At 37.3% G+C, this 20484-nt stretch carries 16 protein-coding genes; 2 read left to right on the top strand and 14 right to left on the bottom strand.

Annotated features, from left to right (window positions below):
• Positions 1 to 3 precede the first annotated feature (3 nt).
• Complete coding sequence (locus BWI92_RS14685; RefSeq protein WP_095164012.1) at positions 4 to 2895, top strand: triple tyrosine motif-containing protein; 2892 nt, start codon at positions 4 to 6, stop codon at positions 2893 to 2895.
• Between the two features lie 177 nt (positions 2896 to 3072).
• Here BWI92_RS14685 and BWI92_RS14690 read toward each other — a convergent pair whose 3' ends face one another.
• The 10 genes from BWI92_RS14690 to groES form a co-directional block, all read right to left on the bottom strand.
• Entirely contained in the window at positions 3073 to 3945 is an 873-nt protein-coding gene (locus BWI92_RS14690; protein WP_095164013.1) for a glycoside hydrolase family 16 protein, read from the bottom strand.
• Between the two features lie 333 nt (positions 3946 to 4278).
• The gene (locus BWI92_RS14695) at positions 4279 to 5808 is read right to left on the bottom strand and encodes a RagB/SusD family nutrient uptake outer membrane protein (protein ID WP_095164014.1); all 1530 of its coding nucleotides are present in this window, start codon (positions 5806 to 5808) and stop codon (positions 4279 to 4281) included.
• 311 nt (positions 5809 to 6119) lie between these two features.
• Positions 6120 to 9233, bottom strand: a complete 3114-nt coding sequence (locus BWI92_RS14700; protein ID WP_095164015.1) for a TonB-dependent receptor — start codon at positions 9231 to 9233, stop codon at positions 6120 to 6122.
• A 314-nt stretch (positions 9234 to 9547) separates the two neighbouring features.
• Entirely contained in the window at positions 9548 to 10000 is a 453-nt protein-coding gene (locus BWI92_RS14705) for an SRPBCC domain-containing protein (protein WP_095164016.1), read from the bottom strand.
• Positions 10001 to 10335: 335 nt separating this feature from the next.
• Positions 10336 to 10488 (bottom strand): hypothetical protein, encoded by a 153-nt coding sequence (locus BWI92_RS27330; protein WP_176464431.1) that lies wholly within the window; start codon positions 10486 to 10488, stop codon positions 10336 to 10338.
• Between the two features lie 325 nt (positions 10489 to 10813).
• Positions 10814 to 11086 (bottom strand): hypothetical protein, encoded by a 273-nt coding sequence (locus BWI92_RS14710; RefSeq protein WP_229363134.1) that lies wholly within the window; start codon positions 11084 to 11086, stop codon positions 10814 to 10816.
• Positions 11087 to 11145: 59 nt separating this feature from the next.
• Complete coding sequence (locus BWI92_RS14715; protein WP_095164017.1) at positions 11146 to 11889, bottom strand: AraC family transcriptional regulator; 744 nt, start codon at positions 11887 to 11889, stop codon at positions 11146 to 11148.
• A gap of 520 nt (positions 11890 to 12409) precedes the next feature.
• Positions 12410 to 12838: a hypothetical protein gene (locus BWI92_RS14725; RefSeq protein ID WP_176464432.1), complete on the bottom strand. Its 429-nt coding sequence runs from the start codon at positions 12836 to 12838 to the stop codon at positions 12410 to 12412.
• A 423-nt stretch (positions 12839 to 13261) separates the two neighbouring features.
• Complete coding sequence (gene groL, locus BWI92_RS14730) at positions 13262 to 14887, bottom strand: chaperonin GroEL (RefSeq protein WP_095164020.1); 1626 nt, start codon at positions 14885 to 14887, stop codon at positions 13262 to 13264.
• Between the two features lie 157 nt (positions 14888 to 15044).
• Positions 15045 to 15323 carry a co-chaperone GroES gene (gene groES, locus BWI92_RS14735; protein ID WP_095164021.1) on the bottom strand — a complete coding sequence of 93 codons (279 nt, stop codon included), beginning with the start codon at positions 15321 to 15323 and terminating at the stop codon, positions 15045 to 15047.
• 554 nt (positions 15324 to 15877) lie between these two features.
• On the opposite strand from groES, the gene BWI92_RS14740 reads away from it, so the two are divergent.
• Positions 15878 to 16594 carry a hypothetical protein gene (locus tag BWI92_RS14740; RefSeq protein ID WP_095164022.1) on the top strand — a complete coding sequence of 239 codons (717 nt, stop codon included), beginning with the start codon at positions 15878 to 15880 and terminating at the stop codon, positions 16592 to 16594.
• Positions 16595 to 16973: 379 nt separating this feature from the next.
• Here the strand turns inward: BWI92_RS14740 and secG are convergent, their stop codons facing one another.
• The 4 genes from secG to BWI92_RS14760 form a co-directional block, all read right to left on the bottom strand.
• Positions 16974 to 17333: a preprotein translocase subunit SecG gene (gene secG, locus BWI92_RS14745; RefSeq protein ID WP_095164023.1), complete on the bottom strand. Its 360-nt coding sequence runs from the start codon at positions 17331 to 17333 to the stop codon at positions 16974 to 16976.
• Positions 17334 to 17523: 190 nt separating this feature from the next.
• Positions 17524 to 18312, bottom strand: a complete 789-nt coding sequence (locus BWI92_RS14750; RefSeq protein ID WP_095164024.1) for a hypothetical protein — start codon at positions 18310 to 18312, stop codon at positions 17524 to 17526.
• A 179-nt stretch (positions 18313 to 18491) separates the two neighbouring features.
• Positions 18492 to 19013, bottom strand: a complete 522-nt coding sequence (locus tag BWI92_RS14755) for an LptE family protein (protein WP_095164025.1) — start codon at positions 19011 to 19013, stop codon at positions 18492 to 18494.
• Positions 18994 to 20364 (bottom strand): sigma 54-interacting transcriptional regulator, encoded by a 1371-nt coding sequence (locus BWI92_RS14760; RefSeq protein ID WP_095164026.1) that lies wholly within the window; start codon positions 20362 to 20364, stop codon positions 18994 to 18996. Before BWI92_RS14760 ends, BWI92_RS14755 begins: the two co-directional genes overlap by 20 nt.
• Positions 20365 to 20484: the final 120 nt, after the last annotated feature.

Raw genomic sequence — 20484 nt, forward strand, 5'->3', positions numbered from 1 at the left:
TTCATGAACCGACTAATCCTATCAATCATATTACTTCTTCCGATATCTGTCTCATTTGGTCAAAATACCATTGGTTTGCCAGAGATAAATAACTATACCAAAAATCAATATCTAGCTGGAACGCAAAACTGGGGTATTCAACAAGATGCTGCTGGACGGATGTATTTTGCTAATAATGAAGGTCTTTTGACTTTTGATGGTAACTATTGGCGAAAGTATCATTTGCCTTCCAAAACCAAAGTTCGTTCCTTGGCGATTGCTTCGGATGGTAAGATTTATGTGGGCGGAGAAAATGAAATTGGCTACTTCAGTCCAAGTGAAAATGGGGTATTGGCATATCATTCTTTAAAGCAACTCTTGCCTGAAAAAGACCAAACTTTTTATGATGTTTGGAATGTTTGTGTGTGGAAAGAATCCGTTTTTTTCCGTTCTAGCAGTCGTATTTTTGAATATAAAGCCAATAAAATTTCGGTGTATAGACCTTCTTCTCACTGGCGTTTTTTAGGGAAAAGTTCAGAAAAACTAATCGCACAAGATTTTGAAAAAGGTTTGTTGTATTTTGAAAATGGGCAATGGATACCTTTTAGCACCGATTTGCAACTCTTAGGCAAGCAGTTAGTAACAGCCATTGTCCCTATTTCAAAGGAATTATCAGTGATTTCGACGTTTGAGAATGGACTCTATTGGTTAAATACCCAGCGTATTCAGTCCTTTGCTACACCATTTATTACCGAAATTAGCAAGTACCGAATCTATCATGCTGTTCAAATTAATGCTACTCAAATAGCGCTTTCGACAAGTTTAAATGGCTGTTATATCATCGATATACACGGTAATTTTATTCAACATTTTTCCAAAGCAGAAGGTCTCAATAACAATAATATTCTCAGTAGCTTTTTGGATAAACAAAAAAATCTTTGGTTGGGCTTAGACAACGGAATTGCCTTCGTGGCGACCAACAATGCCATCAAAAGCATTTCGATTATGCAAGATGCTGATGCTGGAGGATATGCTTCGGCCTTATACCAAGGAAATTTGTATTTGGGAACTGCCAACGGCTTGTATGTAGCGCCCATTAAGGAACAAGGTGATTTGAGTTATGAAAAAAGTGCCTTCCGAAAAATTACTAACTCGACTGGTCAAGTATGGAATTTACAAGTAATTAATCGTCAGCTCTTAATGGGGCATCATGAGGGAGCATTTATCGTAAATGAAAAAAGTGCCCAAAAAATAGATGATAATGGGGGTTATTGGACTTTTGTGCCACTTTCGAGTTTGGAACCTACCGCTCGATTGGTAGCAGGAAATTACAATGGTTTGAAATTTTGGATCTATAAAAATGGGCAATTTTCAGTAGATAAAAAGGTAGATAATTTTCATATTTCATCTCGTTTTGTCTGTATCGACCCTAACAATGACAAAGTTATTTGGACATCGCACCCCTATAAAGGTGTTTTTAGAGTTTCGATGAAGGATTCTTTAAAAACAGAAGTGAAGTTATACGGTGCGCGAGAAGGTTTGACTCTTTCAGAGAATAACAGTTTTGTATACCGTCTTAAAAATAGGGTGGTAATTGCTTCCGAAAATGGCATTTTCGAATACAATACTCATACCGACAAATTTGTTCCTTGTTCTTTATTAATGCCTTATTTTAAAGGAATGAAAATGTATTATCTCAAAGAAGACCAAGATGGAAACATCTGGTTTATAGCAGATAATAGAATCGGAGTTTTAGATTTTTCTAATCATAAGCCACAAGTAATCTATTTTCCTGAATTAAATAATCGTTTAGTTTCGGGCTTTGAGTTTATCAATCCCATGAATCTGGAAAATGTGATAGTAGGAGGGGAAAAGGGCTTTTTTCATATCAATTACAAAGCGTATCGACAAAAGCTGAGTAAGGTAAATGTGCTGATTAGTGAAATTAGTGCTTCAGGGAAAATAGATAGTGTCTTTTTCGGTGGAATCAAAAGTATGGAGAAGGCAAAAAATACCAAAATAGATAGTGATTTCGACCGATTAACATTTGACTATTCCTCCACACTCTATCATCAACTCCAAACGGTGGAATATGCTTGTCAGTTAGAAGGTTTTGATGGTACGTGGTCGGCGTGGACCAAAAAGACAAGTAAAGAATATACCCAATTGCCCGCAGGAACCTACTTGTTTAAGGTCAAAGCAAGAAATAATTTGGGGCAAGAATCTGACATTGCATCTTATCAAATCATCATTTTACCACCTTGGTATTTGACAATCTGGGCTTATATTTTCTATTTTTTGCTGTTGTCAGTTGCCTTTTGGAGATTGTTTCGTTGGCAACAACAAAAATTTATCGACCAGCAAGTCTCGTTTCAAAAAGAACAAAAACAATTGATGTATATGCACCAATTGGAATTAGATAAAAATGAAAAAGAGATTGTCAGCCTAAAAAATGAAAAATTAGAGGCAGAAATTATCCATAAAAATGCCGAACTGGCTTCCTCGGCGATGTATTTAGTTCAAAAAGCGGAATTACTGACCAAGCTCAAACAAGATTTGGGTAAAATGTATAAGTCTGGCAATGTGGAGGAAATCAAGGAAGATTTGAAACGCATGATGAAAACGGTTGACGATGAGAATACAGTTGAGACCGATTGGAACCAGTTTTCGATGCACTTCGATAGTGTTCATAGTAATTTTTTGATGGTCATCAAAGAGCGATTCCCCAATCTAAGCCCAAGTGAACTAAAGCTTTGTGCGTATTTAAGAATGAACCTTTCTACCAAAGAAATTGCTCAACTCATGAATATCTCTGCTAGAAGTGTAGAGGTAAGCAGGTATCGTTTGCGAAAGAAACTACAACTACCTTCTGAGGTCAATTTCTTTAGTTATTTCCTAAGCATTTACGAAGAATAGATTTCGATTGTAGATTGTGGATATTAGATTTCGGATTAAAACCTGTAGAGACGTTGCACGCAACGTCTCCAAACAAATTTTCAAATTGAAATATGATAAGACATGGTGGATTATTTTATTTCAAATCGTATTAGATCATTCTTCAAGAAGACGTTGCGTGCAACGTCTCTACTTAGGTTATTTGTCAATCATCTTGTAAACACGTACATAATCAATATCCATTTGGCAAGGGAATATCGAATTGTCTACGCCTTTGGCACCACCCCAATCGCCACCAATGGCAAGATTCAATAATATATGGAATCTTTTATCAAACGGCCATTCGGCATAACTTTTGTTTTCATTCACAAATTCAAAAATCTTCTCATTGTCAATATATCCTCGAATAGCATAAGGAGTCCAATCTACCCGATACAAATGATAGTCGGTTATAGCAGTGGGGATTGTTTTAACGGCAGTTTTTTGTGTATTGATTTTGAAATAATATGCCAGAGAATGGGTGCTAATATGTACGACATTCGGGTCATAACCCACATGTTCCATAATGTCAATTTCACCAGAATTTGGCCAGCCGCCATACGCCCAATCGGTAGGGAGCATCCAAATAGCAGGCCACGTGCCTAAGCCTTTCGGAAGCTTCGCTTTGATTTCGAAACGACCATAGAGAAAATCCCCTTTTTGTCGAGATACTAATCTGGTTGAGGTATAATCTTTACCTCCCAATGATTCTTTTCTGGCAATGATACTGAGTTTACCATCTTTTACCAAGGCATTGTTGGTGCTGTTGGTATAGTACTGAAGCTCGTTGTTACCCCATCCAGTACCACCAATATCGTAGTCCCAGAGCTTTGGATTGGGTGCTCCCGCATAGTCAAATTCATCTGCCCAAGTAGGAGTTGTTTCAAAGTCCCAAGCTTTATCTACCAGCGGAGGAATCGTTACTACAACAGGAGAAGGCGTGGGTTTGGGTTGCCCTGAGCAGGAGTAAAGTGTGCTTACACCCAAAAAGCACAGTGCGCCAATAGCTTTTTTTAAGACTATGTTTTTCATAGAAAAAGGGGTTATAATTTGATAATTTGGAGATTTGAAGATGAGAAGAAAAAAGCTAGTCTCGAGCTAGAGAGTACTAATGTAATAAATGTCTAGTTCAAGACTTTGTCTTGGACTTATTTTTATACAGTTTATAAACTAAAACAAAAGCTAGTCCGAGACTTAGTCTCGGACTAGGAGGTACTAAGGCAACATATGCCTAGTTCAAGACTTTGTCTTGGACTTATTTTTTATACAGTTTATAAACTGAAACAAAAGCTAGTCCGAGACTTAGTCTCGGACTAGGGAGTAATATGATTCTTTTGTATTTTAAGCCAATGTTTATCAATTAATCTACTTTGTACCTCCCCATTCTTTGCTTTGTTGGATTTTGGTGTTATCCATTTCTAACAAAGGAATAGGTAAAATTTCATGTTTTCCAGCTTGGAAACCACGACTTCCCAATACTTGAGGTGCAATTTTCCAACGTACCAAGTCAAACCAGCGGTGACCTTCACCAGCCAATTCCAAACGACGTTCTTTGATGATATTGTCGAGGGTAGCTGCTATGTTACCAGTTGTGCTTTTGTAGGCACGATTACGAACGGCATTCAGCAACGTAGCCGCACGTTTTAAGTCTCCTCCACCTCTAACTAAGGCTTCCGCTTCGAGCAAATATGTATCCGCCAAGCGAATTTCGTACATATTTTGTGGGAAATTCAACTCCATATTACCTGCGCCAGTCCATTTGAATGAGTTACGACCTGCAAATTTTTCCAAGAAATAACCTGTATTCATATAGCCTTTTTCGTAGCCAGCAATCCCATTTTTCTCTAAACTATCTAAGTTCGCAATCGTAGAATTTAAGCGTGGGTCATAATGCATGGCATTAAATAAATCTGGTGTTACAACCAAAAAACTCCAGCCCGAAACATAGTCAGGAGCGTCAGATTTTAGTGAACGATAGCCACGTGGACCAACCAAAATATTCAATAAATTCCCCTCTGTACAAGCTACGCAGTTCCAGTTTCCTGCCGAAGTATTGGTATAAGCAATCTCAAAAATTGATTCGCTATTGTATTTATTAGTTACTTTCCAAAGGTCAGAAAAGTTGTTGAGTAACTTATAACCATACTGATTTGAACCACCAGGTGTGCCATTTACGAGGGCAAATTCTGAAGCCGCCTCTGTGAATTTCTCTTGTTGCAAATACACTTTACCCAAAAGTGCATGAGCAGCACCTTGTGTAGCACGACCACCTTCAGTAGCCACTGGAACGGTAGCAGGAAGGTCTGCTAATGCCTCTTTTAAATCCTTCTCAATCTGTGCATATACTTCAGTTGGAGCAGCCTGCTCAACATTGTACATCTGGCTAGCTTCTACAGGTTTGGTAAATAGCGGAATGTTTTTGAAAAGACGCACTAAATCAAAATAGAAATAAGCTCTCAAAAACTTTCCTTCTGCTGTGTAGCGCTTCTTCAAGGTTTCGTCCATCGGAACACCAGGGAGCTTGGAAAGGATGGTATTGGCACGAAAGATACCAGAAAATCCTTTTCTCCATAATTCTCCCTGTGGACCTCGGTCAGGGGTTAAAGTATAGTTAGAGATTACCTGAAAGTCTGAAATATCATTAGGTCCACCACCACCAGCGTAGTGGTCGTCAGATGCGGCATTCATAGCACCCACTTTGGTGACATAACCGCCTCCTTGCCAACCAACCACATCGTATGCCGCCACTAACCCGTTGAACGCTTCAGTTTGGTTACGATAATAGTTAGCTTCGAGGTTGGTTCCTTTGGGAGTTACCTCCAAAAATTCAGTGGTACAAGCCGATAACAACTGGCTACCAATGAGTAATGTTGCGATATATTTTTTTACTGACATCTTGTTAAATTTTAGTTGTTAAGTATTAAGTGATCGTGCATAATAAGATTTAACCAATGTGTTTAGGCACTAGGCAACAGGCACAAGGCAAAGAGTGTTAAGATGTTTTTTAATAACCATAGCCATGCTTTTCCCCAAATCCCACCGCCGAAAGCCGTTACCTGAAAGCACAATCTTAAATTTTATTTTGCCCACTAACTTAAGTAGAAGGAAAGGTTGTTTTAATGATATATCTGCCGTGTAAATTTATGTTATTGTATTGATTATGAATGAATTACAATAACTGATATGCTTTTAACTGATAACCTCTGTTAAAATCCTAGATTTAAACCTACCATCCATGAACGTGCTTGTGGATAGATACCACGGTCGATACTCATGACACCTCCGCCAATTTCAGGATCATAACCACTGTATTTGGTGATTGTCAAAAGGTTTTGACTCATGACATAGAATCTTGCCTTGCCCAAACCCAATTTGCTTGAGATAGTTTGAGGTAAAGTATAACCCAATTGAAGTGTTTTGATACGGAAATAGTCACCATTTTCAAGGTAGAAATTAGATGGGTTACCATAGTTTTTGTTCGGGTCGCCATTTACGACTCTTGGCATGCTATTGGTAGAACCTTCGCCTGTCCAACGATCCAAAACTTTGGTTGACCAGTTAGCATTTGCAATGTCCAAACGACGTAAACCTTGGAAGATTTTGTTACCGCCCGCACCTTGTCCAAATAACACAAAGTCAAAGTTTTTGTACCCTAAATTAACCGTAAAACCATAGGTTACCGTTGGCATTGGGTTACCCAAGAACACACGGTCTTTTTCTGTAATGACGCCATCACCATCTGTATCTTGCCATTTAAAATCGCCTGGTTTGGCATTAGGCTGAATCTTTTTACCATCTTTAGCATATGCTTCTACTTCGCCCTGATTTTGGAAAATGCCTAAAGTCTGGAAGCCAAAGAATGAGTTGATCGGTTGGCCAACGGCTGTACGAGTAATAGGGTAGGTACTCGATTGGAATGACTGACCACCTGACAAATAGGTGATTCCGTTTCCTAAGTTTGTTACTTCGTTTTTGATAAATGAAGCGTTACCATTTACCGAGAAGTTGACTTGACCGATTTTTTTACGATACCCTAATTCAATTTCAAAACCTGTATTTTGCATATCTGCCACGTTGGCTGCTGGGTTTGAAATGGCACCTACATAACTTGGAATGCGTGGGTTTTGAAGAATGTTTTTCGTCGTTTTCTGGAAATATTCTAAAGTCACAGAGAGGTTGTTGAACAAAGTCGCATCTATACCAATGTTCGCTTGACTGGTTTGTTCCCATTTCAAATCTGGGTTGGCTGGCGCATTTGGACTATAACCAATAATATAGCTTCCAGAGTTACCAATAGCGTAATTACGACCACTTCCGATTGTAGATAAGAACGCAAAATCCCCAATCGCATCGTTTCCTACTACTCCATAACCACCACGTACTTTCATAAAGTTGACAAAAGTATTTGTTGGGAAAAATGCCTCGCGAGAAGTAACCCAACCTAATGATATAGATGGGAAAATACCATATTTGTTGTTAGCGCCAAAGCGAGACGAACCATCACGACGAACTAGACCTTGAATTAAATATTTTTCGTCAAAACTATAATTCAAACGAGCAAACAATGAGGATACATTATGTAACTGTCCTTCACCTGAATCAGAAGAACGTTGGTCGTTTGGTACTTTGAAGTTCATCGACGCATCGTTGAAATTATCTACAGGGATATTATAGAAAGTTACACTTGTCGAATAGGTTCTGTTTTCAGAGTAAGCACCCTGACCCAACAATACACTTACATTGTGTTTTTGAATATCACGCGTATAAGAAACGGTATTTTCTAAGTTCCAATCAAAGCGAGAGTTCAAACCACGGTTATATGAAGTTTGTGACGTAATATTTGACGAGTTTAACCAAGAAATAGGCGTAAAGCTTTCATTGCCATAATACGCTACTTTCGAACCAATTGTTGAGCGGATTTTTAATCCTTGGATCGGACTAATTTCCAAATAAGCATTTCCAACAATGTTATCACTCCATCCATAATTGCCCAAACGGGTAGAAATATACGCCAAAGGGTTAATCATCTCTTGTCCCACTGCTGTAGAGATACCATAAGGAAAACCATTGGCATCACGACGAATCCCTGTATTGGTGTACGGTGGAGCATTGTATATAGATGGGTCTGTTACCACAGCAGCAGTAATAGGGTCGAGGTTAATGGCAGAACTTAAAGGACCTCCAAACTCAGAGTTTGTATTTCCCAGACCTACAGATTTGTCATGTGCATAGCCTAAGTTCTGTCCAAAAGTTACATATTTTGAAATTTTGTGTGTGCTATTCAAACGGATATTCGCACGAGTATATTTCGAAATATCTGTAGCCACAATACCTTCCTGATCCAAATAACCAAAAGAAGCATAATAAGTAGAACGCTCGCTACCGCCACTCAAACTAAGTTCATGATTTTGACGACGAGCACTGTTATTAAAAATCAAGGCTTGCCAGTCTGTACCCGTGCCATACGATTGAGGATTAGCATATACAGGTTGCGCACCAGCATTTACAGCAGCCTCATTGCGAATCGTCGCATACTGTGTAGCATTCAACAAATTGAGTTTTTTAGCAGGTGACGAAATACCATAAAAACCATTGTAGCTCACCTGAAGCTTACCCGCTTTTCCTTTTTTCGTAGTAACCAAAATTACCCCAGCGGCAGCCCTAGCTCCATAAATAGCCTGTGAAGCAGCATCCTTCAGTACTTCAATCGATTCGATGTCTGACTGATTCAAATAACCAATACCACCATTGTCGATTACCACTCCGTCCACTACCCAAAGAGGATCGTTGTTATTGAGTGTTGTTACACCACGCACACGTACTGTTGCCCCAGAGCCTGGCTGACCAGAACTAGAAGCAATTGTTAAACCCGAAGTACGACCTTGTAATGCTTCCTCAACACGGTTGATAGGCATAGTCTGTAAGTCAGAAGCCTTTACCGATGAGATAGCACCCGTTACCACACTTTTCTTTTGAGCACCATAACCTACCACAACCACTTCATCGAGTTTGTTGATGGCTTCCTCCATCACAAAATTAATGACGGTTGTATTGGCCTTGACACTCACACTTTGAGCCGAAGCGCCCAAATAATTGGCTACCAAAATAGCTCCTTGGTTTGCCGAAATACTGTAGCGCCCCAACGAATCGGTAATCGTAGCCTTAGCTGTTCCCATAATAGATACACTGGCGCCAATCAAGGGTTCTCCAGAGTTTTTAGAGGTAACTTTACCAGTAACTCTAATACCTTGAGCTAGGAGTGTATTCACGCTACCCAAGAGTAAAAGAATACTAAAAATTAGTAGATGTTTTTTGTTCATTTTGCAAAAGCATTTTGGAGTATAATGAAAAATAATTGGATTAATCCGATAGTGATAGGCTTATCGAACTGCTTTTCGCTTTTGCAAAAGTAGGAGGAAGGACTTCAAATAGTCTAATTAGGTGTTACTACATTACCACTACAAAACCTTTAATTTGGCTTATAAAGGCATTTTTTACCCCAACATTACCACAACATGATAAGTTAAAGTACAAGAAATCTTCATTTATGGTAGAAAAATTTGTATTAAAAAAGCGTGGAGTAAAATATAAAGTAAGGAGAATGGATGTGATGTATAATAAGCGTATTCAAACGTTAAATTTCAGCTTGGTACTTAGCAATGGCAATGGGTAATTTTTGAGAAAGTAGCCGTTGCCAAGTCTTTAGTAAAACGGCGTAAGGAATCAGGTTTTTAAAGCCAATAAATCCATCTTGTTTGAGCTTCAAAATAGTTTGATTAGTAGATTGAGTTTGCAATGTCCAAGTAACAGTGGTTTCGAGTTTGTGTTGTTCACGGGAGAGTATTCCCTGCCAAGTGTAGCTAATTTCGGAATTCGGTTTTAGTTTGAGAATTTGGCAGGTGATTGATCCTTCAAAGCCAAGTTTGACTCGTGATTTGGTTTTAAACTGGAATTCTCTACCTTTTTCAGGCGTAATGTTGTTGGGCATTAGCCATTCGGCTAGCAGACTAGGATTTGTCAAGAAGCCCCAAACAGTTTCAGGTGTTGCTGCCAATTGCGTTTCGATCGTAATTGTTTTGTTTATCATATCAAGGTAGATGCAATAAGTTAAAGGTAGTATGTGACTTTTCCCCTAATATGAGAAATTATTCTATTCATGAATAATAATCTCCCTAGTTTTTAATGAATAAATTGATAAATGGTAAGTTTTTAGCACTGAAATTCTGCAATAAACTGTATTATTGGTTATTGATAGATTTTAATTTGGAAGAGGGGAGGAGGTAGTTATGTGATTAGAATATTGCAATTAAAAAGAAAACCACCTTAGAATTGCTTTCAAGGTGGTTTAGAATAATATTTTATAATAGAATTTTAGAGAAATGGGATGGCCAAATAGCCACCAGAGTTGAGTAGATGTGTTATTTATTCAGGTTTAATTTTGACAATTTTATTGTCCCGTAAAACCACCAACTCACTATTTTGAGTTTTCTTAAATTCTAAAAGCTTTTCATAAGCTTTTTCAAGTCCTTTAAGAATTTTATTTTTCTCTTCTATTTGAATTTCAATTGTTGTCATAATAGTTTTTTTAATAGATTTAGTAAAAGTAAGTTATTAATTAACAGTAATTCAGTTATTAGAATAAGCTCATAATATCAATGCGAATCGTAGATATATTGTGGATTTTCCTTTACTAAATTTTATTTTACACAATTACTCAAGTTAGTGCGCAATATAAAGTTTAAAATTGTGCTTTTAGCTTTCAGGTAACGGCTTTCGGCGGTAGGCTTTGGGAAAAATGTATGTCTGTGGTCATTAAAAACATTTTGACACTCTTTGCCTTGTGCCTGTTGCCTTGTCCCTAAAAAAAAACTTAAATCTTATTCTGCACGATTACTTACTATTAAAATTGCTTATCCACCCCAAGGTATTCAACTTTTGACATGTAGGGAAAATAAGGCAGTATCTCTATCATTTCCTTGCACTTGGTTTCGTCGATGTCTTTAAAAATGAGAACCGCTTCTTTTTTGGTTACAGAAATATAAAAGCTTTCCAAAATACCTTCGTTCTTCCAAAGATGGACATATTCCATTTCCTTTTTAGGAAGTTCTGGTGTTGATTTAATGGTGTCGATTCCACTATCTGACAATGCGATTGAAACAATGATTCTGTACATTTTTTAGGTTATTTTAAAAGTTATGACTGCTCTAGGTTACTAAATTTAGTACCATAAAATTAGGTAGTCTCAATCGCTAAAAATTGTATCAAATCACTTTTTTGCTTCAATTTGGAAGGTGAAATGCCAAATAATTGGTACATATATTTAGTCATTTGCGAAGAGTCGTAAAAACCACTTTCCAAAGCAATCGTTGTCAGATTTTTGTCTTTCTCGGTTAAAATTTGAAAAATCGCATTTCTCAATCTTGTCCACAACAGGTATTTGCTGATACTGCTACCTATTTGTTGTTTGAACAATGTGGCTAGTCGAGAAGGGGACAAAAAAACATGATTAGCAACCTCCTGAGTCGAGATATTTTCCACTTTAAAATGCTCATGAATAAATGTGATGGCATCCTCGATTCGGGTATCCAAAGGCTGAATCAATGAGTTTTGGAGATTCAAATCAAGCAATCTATCTAATGAAAAGTCGCCCTCCTGCATACCTAAAAAATGTTGAAATTCTGTTTTAGCATAGAAGACAATAGCATTTTTCTCACCTAATTGTTCCGCAATAAGCTTCCCCAAAATGGAATATGGTTCGATATTTAGAATAACTACATTTCCTTGGTTACACACACAGGCATGCGCTACTTGAGGTTTGATTACAAACCCAAAGATATCTGGATACTCCTGACTTTCGAGTGTGGTACTAAAGGGATAGTCATCAGTAAAAACTATCTGAAAAGCCGCATGTTTATGGATTTCAACATTCGACTTTTTAGCCTTTAATGCGAGTAATAATGGGTTTTGATTAGGCATTTTTTGGGGGGGATTGGGAATAGGTTGTAATAGGAGATTAAACGTTTTTCATTGAAGAAATTCTGATTTGATAAAATTGATGGTATCTAAATATTCATTTTTTGACCAATAGCCAATTTCAATATGTTTTGATTTGTTCCATAGAACTATTACCTCAATTAATGGATCTAATTGAATACAAAATGGGAATCGGTCATTTTTATATTCTGCATAACTATCCTCTAATTGGCAATCAATACATTTGTAAAGCACAAGACTATCGAATATTTCAGGTATATATTTCTTAATATTCTAATATGTTTCTTTACCAAAACCTGAGTAACGCTCTTCAAACTCTTCTAATGTTTCAACATGGTACGTCACTTGTGGTCTCAATAATTTAGTTTCCATACAGTTTTTAACTTTAAAATAAAGTGTAAGCTTAAAAATATAGTAATAGTATCTGTTAAGTATGAAATAATAAGCTGAGATAATTATTCAAATACATCAAGGTAGAAGATATGTACAAGCCTTAACGAATTCACTCAGCAATTTCTATTTTTGTAAGTTCAAATAAATCCCCACAATTTGATTCATTCAAGCCTGGTGCCACTCTAATATCTCCGCTAAAAACTACTCTCAAATTTCCTATTTTGAAACATTTAGGCAAATTTATAGGTGTAAGGCTATTTAAGCCATTTGGTTTTAGACAAAAAGTTGAATCATCCTCTTGGGTAATTATGCCTTTGATATTTTCAAGATGCTCTTTAAATTTCATGGTAAGTGTATCCCGATTATCATTGCATTTTCTCCAGCCATATCTCTCAATATTTTCACAATAGGTCCAGTCTACCTTTTCGAGTACAATATTTTCACAACCATATTCAGGTTCTTGGTCAATATTTTTACATGATGAGATGTAAAACGAGAAAAACAATATTATTTTGAATAGGTTTCTCATAATTTTCAAGTTTTGTAACAATACGGCTCTTAGATAACTTAATGATTTATATAGCTTCAAATATTTTTAAAAACATTCATGAATGCTGAATTTTAAAATATCAGTTTTTGAATTTACTATTTTCGAATGATAGTTATATTATTTCCAACAAGATTCTTTCGCACCTACGGCGCTCTTTTAATATTTCGCACCTACGGAGCTAATACCATGATTGTTTTCTGAAAAAATCCAATAAACAGGCATATCTATGTTGTAACGATGATAAAGTTAAACTACCTAAAATACAACTAGCTTATATGTTAGACAACAAAAAAACAGCTTATCAAAGCCAAATACTCTAAATCATTCACCACTCACTCATTCACTCAATAGAATAAAAAAAGGCCTCTTCCCGTAGAAAGAGGCCTTTGATTTATAAGCAGAAATTGATGATTACATCATTCCGCCCATTCCGCCACCGTGTGGAGCTGCTGGAAGGTCTGCTGCTGGTTTGTCAGCAATCACACATTCAGTAGTCAACAACAAGCCTGCGATTGAAGCTGCGTTTTCAAGAGCCAAACGAGTTACCTTAGTAGGGTCGATGATACCAGCTACTAACATATTTTCGTATTTGTCTTCACGAGCGTTGTAACCAAAGTCACCTTCGCCAGCTTTCACTGCGTTGATTACTACAGAACCTTCACCACCTGCGTTAGAAACGATTGTTCTCAATGGAGCTTCGATAGCCTGACGGATGATGTTGATACCAGTAGTTTGGTCATCGTTTTCACCTTTCAAACCGTCTAATGAAGAGATAGCACGGATTAATGCTACACCACCACCTGCAACGATACCTTCTTCTACAGCAGCGCGAGTTGCATGTAAAGCATCGTCAACACGGTCTTTTTTCTCTTTCATTTCTACTTCAGTAGCAGCACCGATGTAAAGGATAGCAACACCACCTGACAATTTAGCCAAACGTTCTTGCAATTTCTCACGGTCATAATCAGAAGTAGTGTTCTCGATTTGAGCTTTGATTTGGTTTACACGAGCTTGGATACCATCTGAAGAACCAACACCGTTTACAACAGTTGTGTTGTCTTTGTCGATGATGATTTTTTCAGCTTGTCCTAAATATTCGATAGTAGCGTGCTCTAATTTGAAACCACGCTCTTCAGAAATTACAGTACCACCTGTCAAGATAGCGATGTCTTCCAACATAGCTTTACGACGGTCACCGAAACCTGGAGCTTTAACAGCAGCAACTTTCAATGCACCACGGATTTTGTTTACTACCAATGTAGCTAAAGCTTCTCCGTCAACATCTTCAGCGATGATCAACAAAGGACGACCAGTTTGAGCAACACCTTCCAATACTGGTAACAATTCTTTCATTGAAGATACTTTCTTCTCAGAAATCAAGATGAATGGACGCTCTAATTCAGCTTCCATTTTCTCAGTGTTTGTTACGAAGTATGGAGACAAATATCCACGGTCAAACTGCATACCTTCTACAGTTTTAACTTCAGTTTCAGTACCACGAGCTTCTTCAACAGTGATTACACCTTCACGACCAACTTTGTCCATCGCGTTAGCAATCATGTTACCAATTTCAGCATCAGAGTTAGCAGAGATTGTAGCAACTTGAGCGATTTGGTTTGAAGTTTCGATAGCTTTAGATTGAGATTTCAAAGAACCTACAACTGCACTAACCGCTTTGTCGATACCACGTTTCAAATCCATTGGATTTGCACCAGCAGCTACGTTTTTAGAACCGATTGTGTAGATAGCTTGCGCCAATACTGTTGCAGTAGTAGTACCATCACCAGCTTGGTCAGCTGTTTTAGAAGCTACTTCTTTCACCAATTGAGCACCCATGTTTTCAACTGCATCTTCCAATTCGATTTCTTTCGCTACCGAAACACCATCTTTAGTGATTGTAGGAGAACCGAATTTTTTATCGATGATAACGTTACGACCTTTTGGTCCCAAAGTTACTTTTACTGCATTTGCTAAAGTGTCAACGCCTCTTTTCAATTTATCACGTGCGTCGGTGTCAAAAAATAATTCCTTTGCCATTGTTGAAATTTGTTATTAGTTATTGGTTGTCTGTTGTCAATAATAGTTAACTAAATGACGTGCAGAGTAAACAACTTTTATAAGTTTTTTTGCAATTATTTTGAGTTAAAGCGTTTTGTTAAAAGATAACCGTTAACGCCTAACAGATAACTGAAAATTAAACGATTGCGAAAATATCGCTTTCGCGCATGATTAAATAGTCTTTTCCTTCTACCGCGATTTCAGTACCAGAGTATTTACCGTATAATACAGTGTCGCCTACTTTAACAGTCAACGGCTCATCTTTCTTGCCAGCACCTACTGCTACTACTGTTCCTTTTTGTGGTTTTTCTTTCGCTGTGTCAGGGATGATAATTCCGAATGCAGTTTTTTCTTCTGCTGCTGCTGGTTCAACTAGAACTCTGTCAGCTAATGGTTTGATACTAACTGTTGACATTTGTTTTTGTAAGAGTTATTTTTTGTTTATGTAAATTTTAGGTCAGAGCCAGCCGCAATTATTAGGTGGCTGACATGGCATCTTTGTACATTTTTTGTGCCATTGGGCATTTTGCTGAAATATTGTCAGGTTTTGGCTTCAAACTCTGTCATACTCTATTCATTTGTCAATTCAACCTGAAATTTTGTCGCCTATTTTGTACTTATTTTATGACAAATTGACTTCAAACAGGTTTCTTCATTATGCCAATTTCAAAAAACTGCCTGAATATTTGTTTTTTTCAATGAAGTTTTTAATTTTAATAGCAAGAGTATGTTTAAATTTCATAAGTCATTGAAAATAAAACAATATGTATTTGTTTTCTGAAATCCTACTGTTTGAGCCGAAGGCGAGTTTAGGATTTCTTGACTTTCTTTTGTTACTTTTCTTGTGTCAAGACAAGAAAAGTAAGGAGTGGCGAAGGGAAATTTAGTTTGTTTCAATAAATACCAAATAAATTTAATTATTCGCTCATTTACAAAATCACCACTTAATTTAAAGAAAGGAGGCCCAAGATGAGAAATTTAGAAAAAGATTGGCTCACCGCAGGTTTAATTGACTTCGAGTACAAAAAATATTTGTTGCTCGCCTACCTACAATCTGTCAAAACTAACTTCAAAGAAAAGAAGCTTTACCCTGACTTATCTGATTTGCAGCGTCATTATGAGTATTCGATGTACTTTAAGGACGGTCTACAACAAATGGCGAAAAATTTTCCGAAGAGAATCAAAGGACTAGATTCGGATGCATTGCAAGTCAATTATGAGGAAGTAAAACAGCCCGAAAACGAAGTTATATCCGAAATGCAAAGTATTATGGAATATGCTTTGCCAAAATTTAAGTACTCGATTGAGGAAGGAAAAGAGCTTTTATCAAAGGTTGAAAAAGGAATTTCGATTGCGCCTATTGGCGTTTTGCCTTTGTACAAAAATGAAGGATACCTGTTTTTGTATGAGCCTTGTATTCAGGAAACACGGATTTATCAATTCAATCTGACCATTTTTGAAAACAACCACGAAAAATGTAGAGGACTAAAAACCTTTTATGTGGATACCGTTCGTCGTTCGATGGCGAATACTTTCGAAAATATGAAGATTGATTTAGTCAAAAAATATAGACACTTGCCCAACCCAGCCACATTTTTGGTGGAGTCTTCCAGTATTTTACCCTTGGAAGAAACCTTTTTGCCAATAGCTCAACGCAAAGTAGTAGAAATGGTGTCGGCGGCGTAAATAGGAGTTTTGAATGTTGGGTTTCGAGTGAGTAGTTTGTGTAAGCTATATTCTCAAAGGGAAAGTATGCTTTCGGCTTTCAGGTATTGGCATTCGGCAAAAACATGTTAAAACTTTTTACCTAGAGCCTAAAGTACAAAAATTAAGTTGGAGGGATTAATGAGATAAAATATTAGTAATCATAAAATTATACTCAAAACTTATTACTCACAATTCAGCACTCATACATATCATGTCTTTGTGTTAAAGTCAACAATTCAACTTAGCGGGTGAATTTATTCACACTTAACGAAAATGATTAAACCGTTGCAAGGTCAACAAAAAAAGTCGAGCAAGATTTCTTGCTCGACTTTTTTATTGTATCCGTACCTACGAAAGATTATTTCGCTGGTGCAGGCGCTGGTGCTGGAGTTCCTGAAGCTGGAGCAGCAGGAGCTGGTGCAGGCACAGCTGCAGGAATAGTTTTAGTAGCTGCTTTTTCAACGTTCACAGAGTTGATTCCTTCAGAAGCTGTTGGAGTCAAAAACTTAGAACCCAATGTTAACAAAGCAATTAGAATCGCTCCACCCCAAGTAATTTGTTCAAGTAGGTCGCCAGTGCGTTGTACACCGAACATTTGGCTAGCGCCAGCCGAACCGAATTCACCTGATAAGCCACCTCCTTTAGGGTTTTGCACAAGTACTACGAACACTAACAATACCGCTACGATACAAATAATTACAATAACTGCTCCGAACATTTTTTACTTTTACTTTAAATGTGAATATTTTGTATTTGGAAATGAATTACTAACGCTGTAAGCAATAGCAGTAGGCATTAGGCCAAATTAAGACGTGTCAGACGATAAGCTCAAATCGCAAGCTCATTGCTTTGAGAAGAACTTATTGAATGCTTGAAATGCTAAATTTAGTCAAGTAAATAAACTCTTCCTACTGTATGGCCTTAATTTTATCCGCAAAGTACGCTTTTTTTTCTGGGAATTTCAAAATTAATTTTTCATACACCTCTATCGCTTTTTCTTTGCGCCCTTGCATCGTCAAAATTTTGGCATAGCTTTCTGTGACAACTTCTTTTTCTGCTTTAGTGCTTTTGGCAGATAAATCTATATGGTTCACAGGGGAATCTATCTGACTTTTAGAAGTGCGAATCAAGCCTGGGTCTTTCTCAATAAAGGAATTGATAATGTCGAGTTGTTTTTGTTGTTTGTTCAAAATATCGTCCAACAACGCATCTTCATAAGAGGCCGAAAAAGCTACTAAATCATGATTTGCAAAGGTTTGAGGTTGCTCTTCTGCCGTTGCTTGTTCTATGATTTTATCTACTTTATTGATGTATTCGACTGTGCTAGGAGAATTTTGAGGAACCAGATTTTCGTTCACAAAACTTCCATTGATTACTTTTCTTAAAGCATTGCGATTGAGCGCATATATGGCAGCCTTACGAATTTTTTCGTTGGCTAATTCTTCTGCATAATTGGCATGATAGCCTTTTGCCACTAAGGTATGTGCTAATTGAAAGAATGGATATTCTTCCAAAATAGCTTCCAAAGACTCTACATCCTTTTTGGAAACCTCATTGGGATTGGTTACTAAATATGAAAAAGCTTCTTTAGTCATCGAGAAGTTATAGGTAAAAGGAGTGATGAGTTTTTTGAGTTTTGAGTTAGGAGTTTTGAATGGTGAGTTGAGAATTAGGGTTGTGCGAAGGACTTCAAACAATTTCAGATTTGGGATTTTTGATTTCGGAAATAAAGTAAAATCTCTATATTTTTTACATAATATAGGAAGCTTACACTTCCGAAATCCAATATCAGATATCCGAAATAAACAGTTTTACTTAGCTCAACCCTAATTCACAACTCAACACTCACATCTCCCAACTCATCACTCAAAAGCTCTTACCACTCTCCTGCGGTTTTGTTAAAAATATCCAAAACAATTTGGTCAAATATCTTCGGAATCAAATCTTTTTCTACTGCCGTAACGGTTTGATTTTGAGGGAAATCTTGGTAGAAAGAAAACTCTTGGTCAAAGTTTTTATTCTCGTCTTTGGCATTAGTAAACTTTACTTGAACTCTTATAGTAAGGCGGTTAAGTCCCCCTTTATCGGATGAACTAGTAGCTTTTGCTTCGACATCATATCCTGTAATACTTCCCTCAAACATCAAATCTGGATTGATATTGGCCATTTTCAATGAAGTATTTCGCTGAAAGTATTCTTTCATTTTTTCATTGAAAGTCAAGGTAAGGTTGGTTGGGCCACCTGCTGCTTGTGTCGTAAAGTTTTGAATCTGAATGGTTTTCAAATTCGGGTCTAAACTGGCCCCACGAAACGTATAGCAAGCCTGTAACAAGCTTGCGATTCCTACAAAAAGTAATATACCAGAAATTTTCCAGAGATTATTCTTCTTCGATGTCATATTGCTTGATTTTGCGATAAAGCGTTCTTTCGGAAATACCCAAATCCTGAGCGGCGTATTTGCGTTTATTTTTATTTTTTCTCAAGGCTCTGATAATCATATCTTTCTCTTGTTTTTCTAAAGATAAAGATACCTCCTCGGCCACATGAGTAATATCGTAAACATCGTTGGCTGTATTGTTATCGTCGAGTGAAATAATTTTTAACTCATTATCACTTGGCGAAACATTGACATTTTGATAGCTAGGCTGATCAAAATTTGGCGTACTAGGAGGCAAAATTCGACTGGGGTTCATTTCAGGAGCTTGAAAGCTATTGCCATAACTGGCAGGAATACTTTCACCCTCTAACCCTTGGAATAAAGTTTCATGACCCTTCAGGATATCGCCAGTCATTTCACCATTATTTTTAAGCACCTCCAAAAACATCTTTTTGAGTTCGGTCACATCGCGACGCATATCAAAAAGAATTTTGTAGAGTAATTCACGCTCATTAAAGTTATCTTTATTCTGTGCTTCAAAGTCCTTTCTAACGAGCCCGTTACCTACTTGTTGACCACTATTCATTTGTAAATAATGAGTCAATTTGTTAGCATCAACAATACGGTCATCGACTTCCAAAATAGAGATTTGGTCAGCCAAGTTTTTCAACTGGCGGATATTACCAGGAAACCTTTGTGACAACAAAATATTCTGAGCATCTTGGGTCAACTGGATAGGTTTGATACGATACTTTTCGGCAAAATCGGTAGTGAACTTTCTGAAAAGTAATTCGATATCTAAACCACGATCGCGAAGCGGAGGCACAAAAATTGGAACGGTATTTAGACGGTAGTACAAGTCCTCACGGAATTTGCCACGCTCTACAGCCTGCATCAAGTTGATGTTTGTGGCCGCTACAACTCGAACATTGGTACGCTGTACTTTGGAAGAACCCACTTTGATAAATTCTCCATTTTCGAGTACACGTAACAAGCGAGCTTGAGTACCAAGAGGCATTTCGGCAATTTCGTCCAAGAAAATGGTACCGCCATCGGTCACTTCAAAGTAACCTTTACGAGCATCTACTGCACCAGTAAAAGCTCCTTTTTCATGACCAAATAATTCTGAATCAATCGTTCCTTCGGGTATTGCACCGCAGTTTACCGCAATAAACTGTCCGTGTTTTCGTGCCGAAACATTATGTATAATTTTTGAGAATGATTCCTTTCCCGAACCACTTTCGCCTGTAATCAGCACGGTCATGTCGGTAGGAGCAACCTGTGCAGCTACTTCGATGGCATGGTTCAAGGCGGGGGAATTGCCAATTATACCAAATCGGGCTTTGATGGATTGTAATTCGGAATTAGTCATATATTTATAGGATTTGGATAGGTTGATTGAATCAAAGAATTGTGCGTGAGTGAATGGTGAATGAGGTGTTGTTAAAAACAATATTTAACACCATTATTCACAATTCACTCATTCAACATT

This window comes from Flectobacillus sp. BAB-3569 (genome assembly GCF_002270355.1).
Lineage (GTDB): Bacteria > Bacteroidota > Bacteroidia > Cytophagales > Spirosomataceae > Flectobacillus > Flectobacillus roseus.

Coding starts and splice junctions, on each gene's coding strand:
- BWI92_RS14740 (WP_095164022.1), top strand. CDS start 15,878: ATGAGAAATTTAGAAAAAGATTGGCTCACCGCAGGTTTAATTGACTTC.
- secG (WP_095164023.1), bottom strand. CDS start 17,333: ATGTTCGGAGCAGTTATTGTAATTATTTGTATCGTAGCGGTATTGTTA.
- BWI92_RS14760 (WP_095164026.1), bottom strand. CDS start 20,364: ATGACTAATTCCGAATTACAATCCATCAAAGCCCGATTTGGTATAATT.
- BWI92_RS14695 (WP_095164014.1), bottom strand. CDS start 5,808: ATGTCAGTAAAAAAATATATCGCAACATTACTCATTGGTAGCCAGTTG.
- groES (WP_095164021.1), bottom strand. CDS start 15,323: ATGTCAACAGTTAGTATCAAACCATTAGCTGACAGAGTTCTAGTTGAA.
- BWI92_RS14755 (WP_095164025.1), bottom strand. CDS start 19,013: ATGACATCGAAGAAGAATAATCTCTGGAAAATTTCTGGTATATTACTT.
- groL (WP_095164020.1), bottom strand. CDS start 14,887: ATGGCAAAGGAATTATTTTTTGACACCGACGCACGTGATAAATTGAAA.
- BWI92_RS27330 (WP_176464431.1), bottom strand. CDS start 10,488: ATGACAACAATTGAAATTCAAATAGAAGAGAAAAATAAAATTCTTAAA.
- BWI92_RS14705 (WP_095164016.1), bottom strand. CDS start 10,000: ATGATAAACAAAACAATTACGATCGAAACGCAATTGGCAGCAACACCT.
- BWI92_RS14700 (WP_095164015.1), bottom strand. CDS start 9,233: ATGAACAAAAAACATCTACTAATTTTTAGTATTCTTTTACTCTTGGGT.
- BWI92_RS14710 (WP_229363134.1), bottom strand. CDS start 11,086: ATGTACAGAATCATTGTTTCAATCGCATTGTCAGATAGTGGAATCGAC.
- BWI92_RS14690 (WP_095164013.1), bottom strand. CDS start 3,945: ATGAAAAACATAGTCTTAAAAAAAGCTATTGGCGCACTGTGCTTTTTG.
- BWI92_RS14715 (WP_095164017.1), bottom strand. CDS start 11,889: ATGCCTAATCAAAACCCATTATTACTCGCATTAAAGGCTAAAAAGTCG.
- BWI92_RS14685 (WP_095164012.1), top strand. CDS start 4: ATGAACCGACTAATCCTATCAATCATATTACTTCTTCCGATATCTGTC.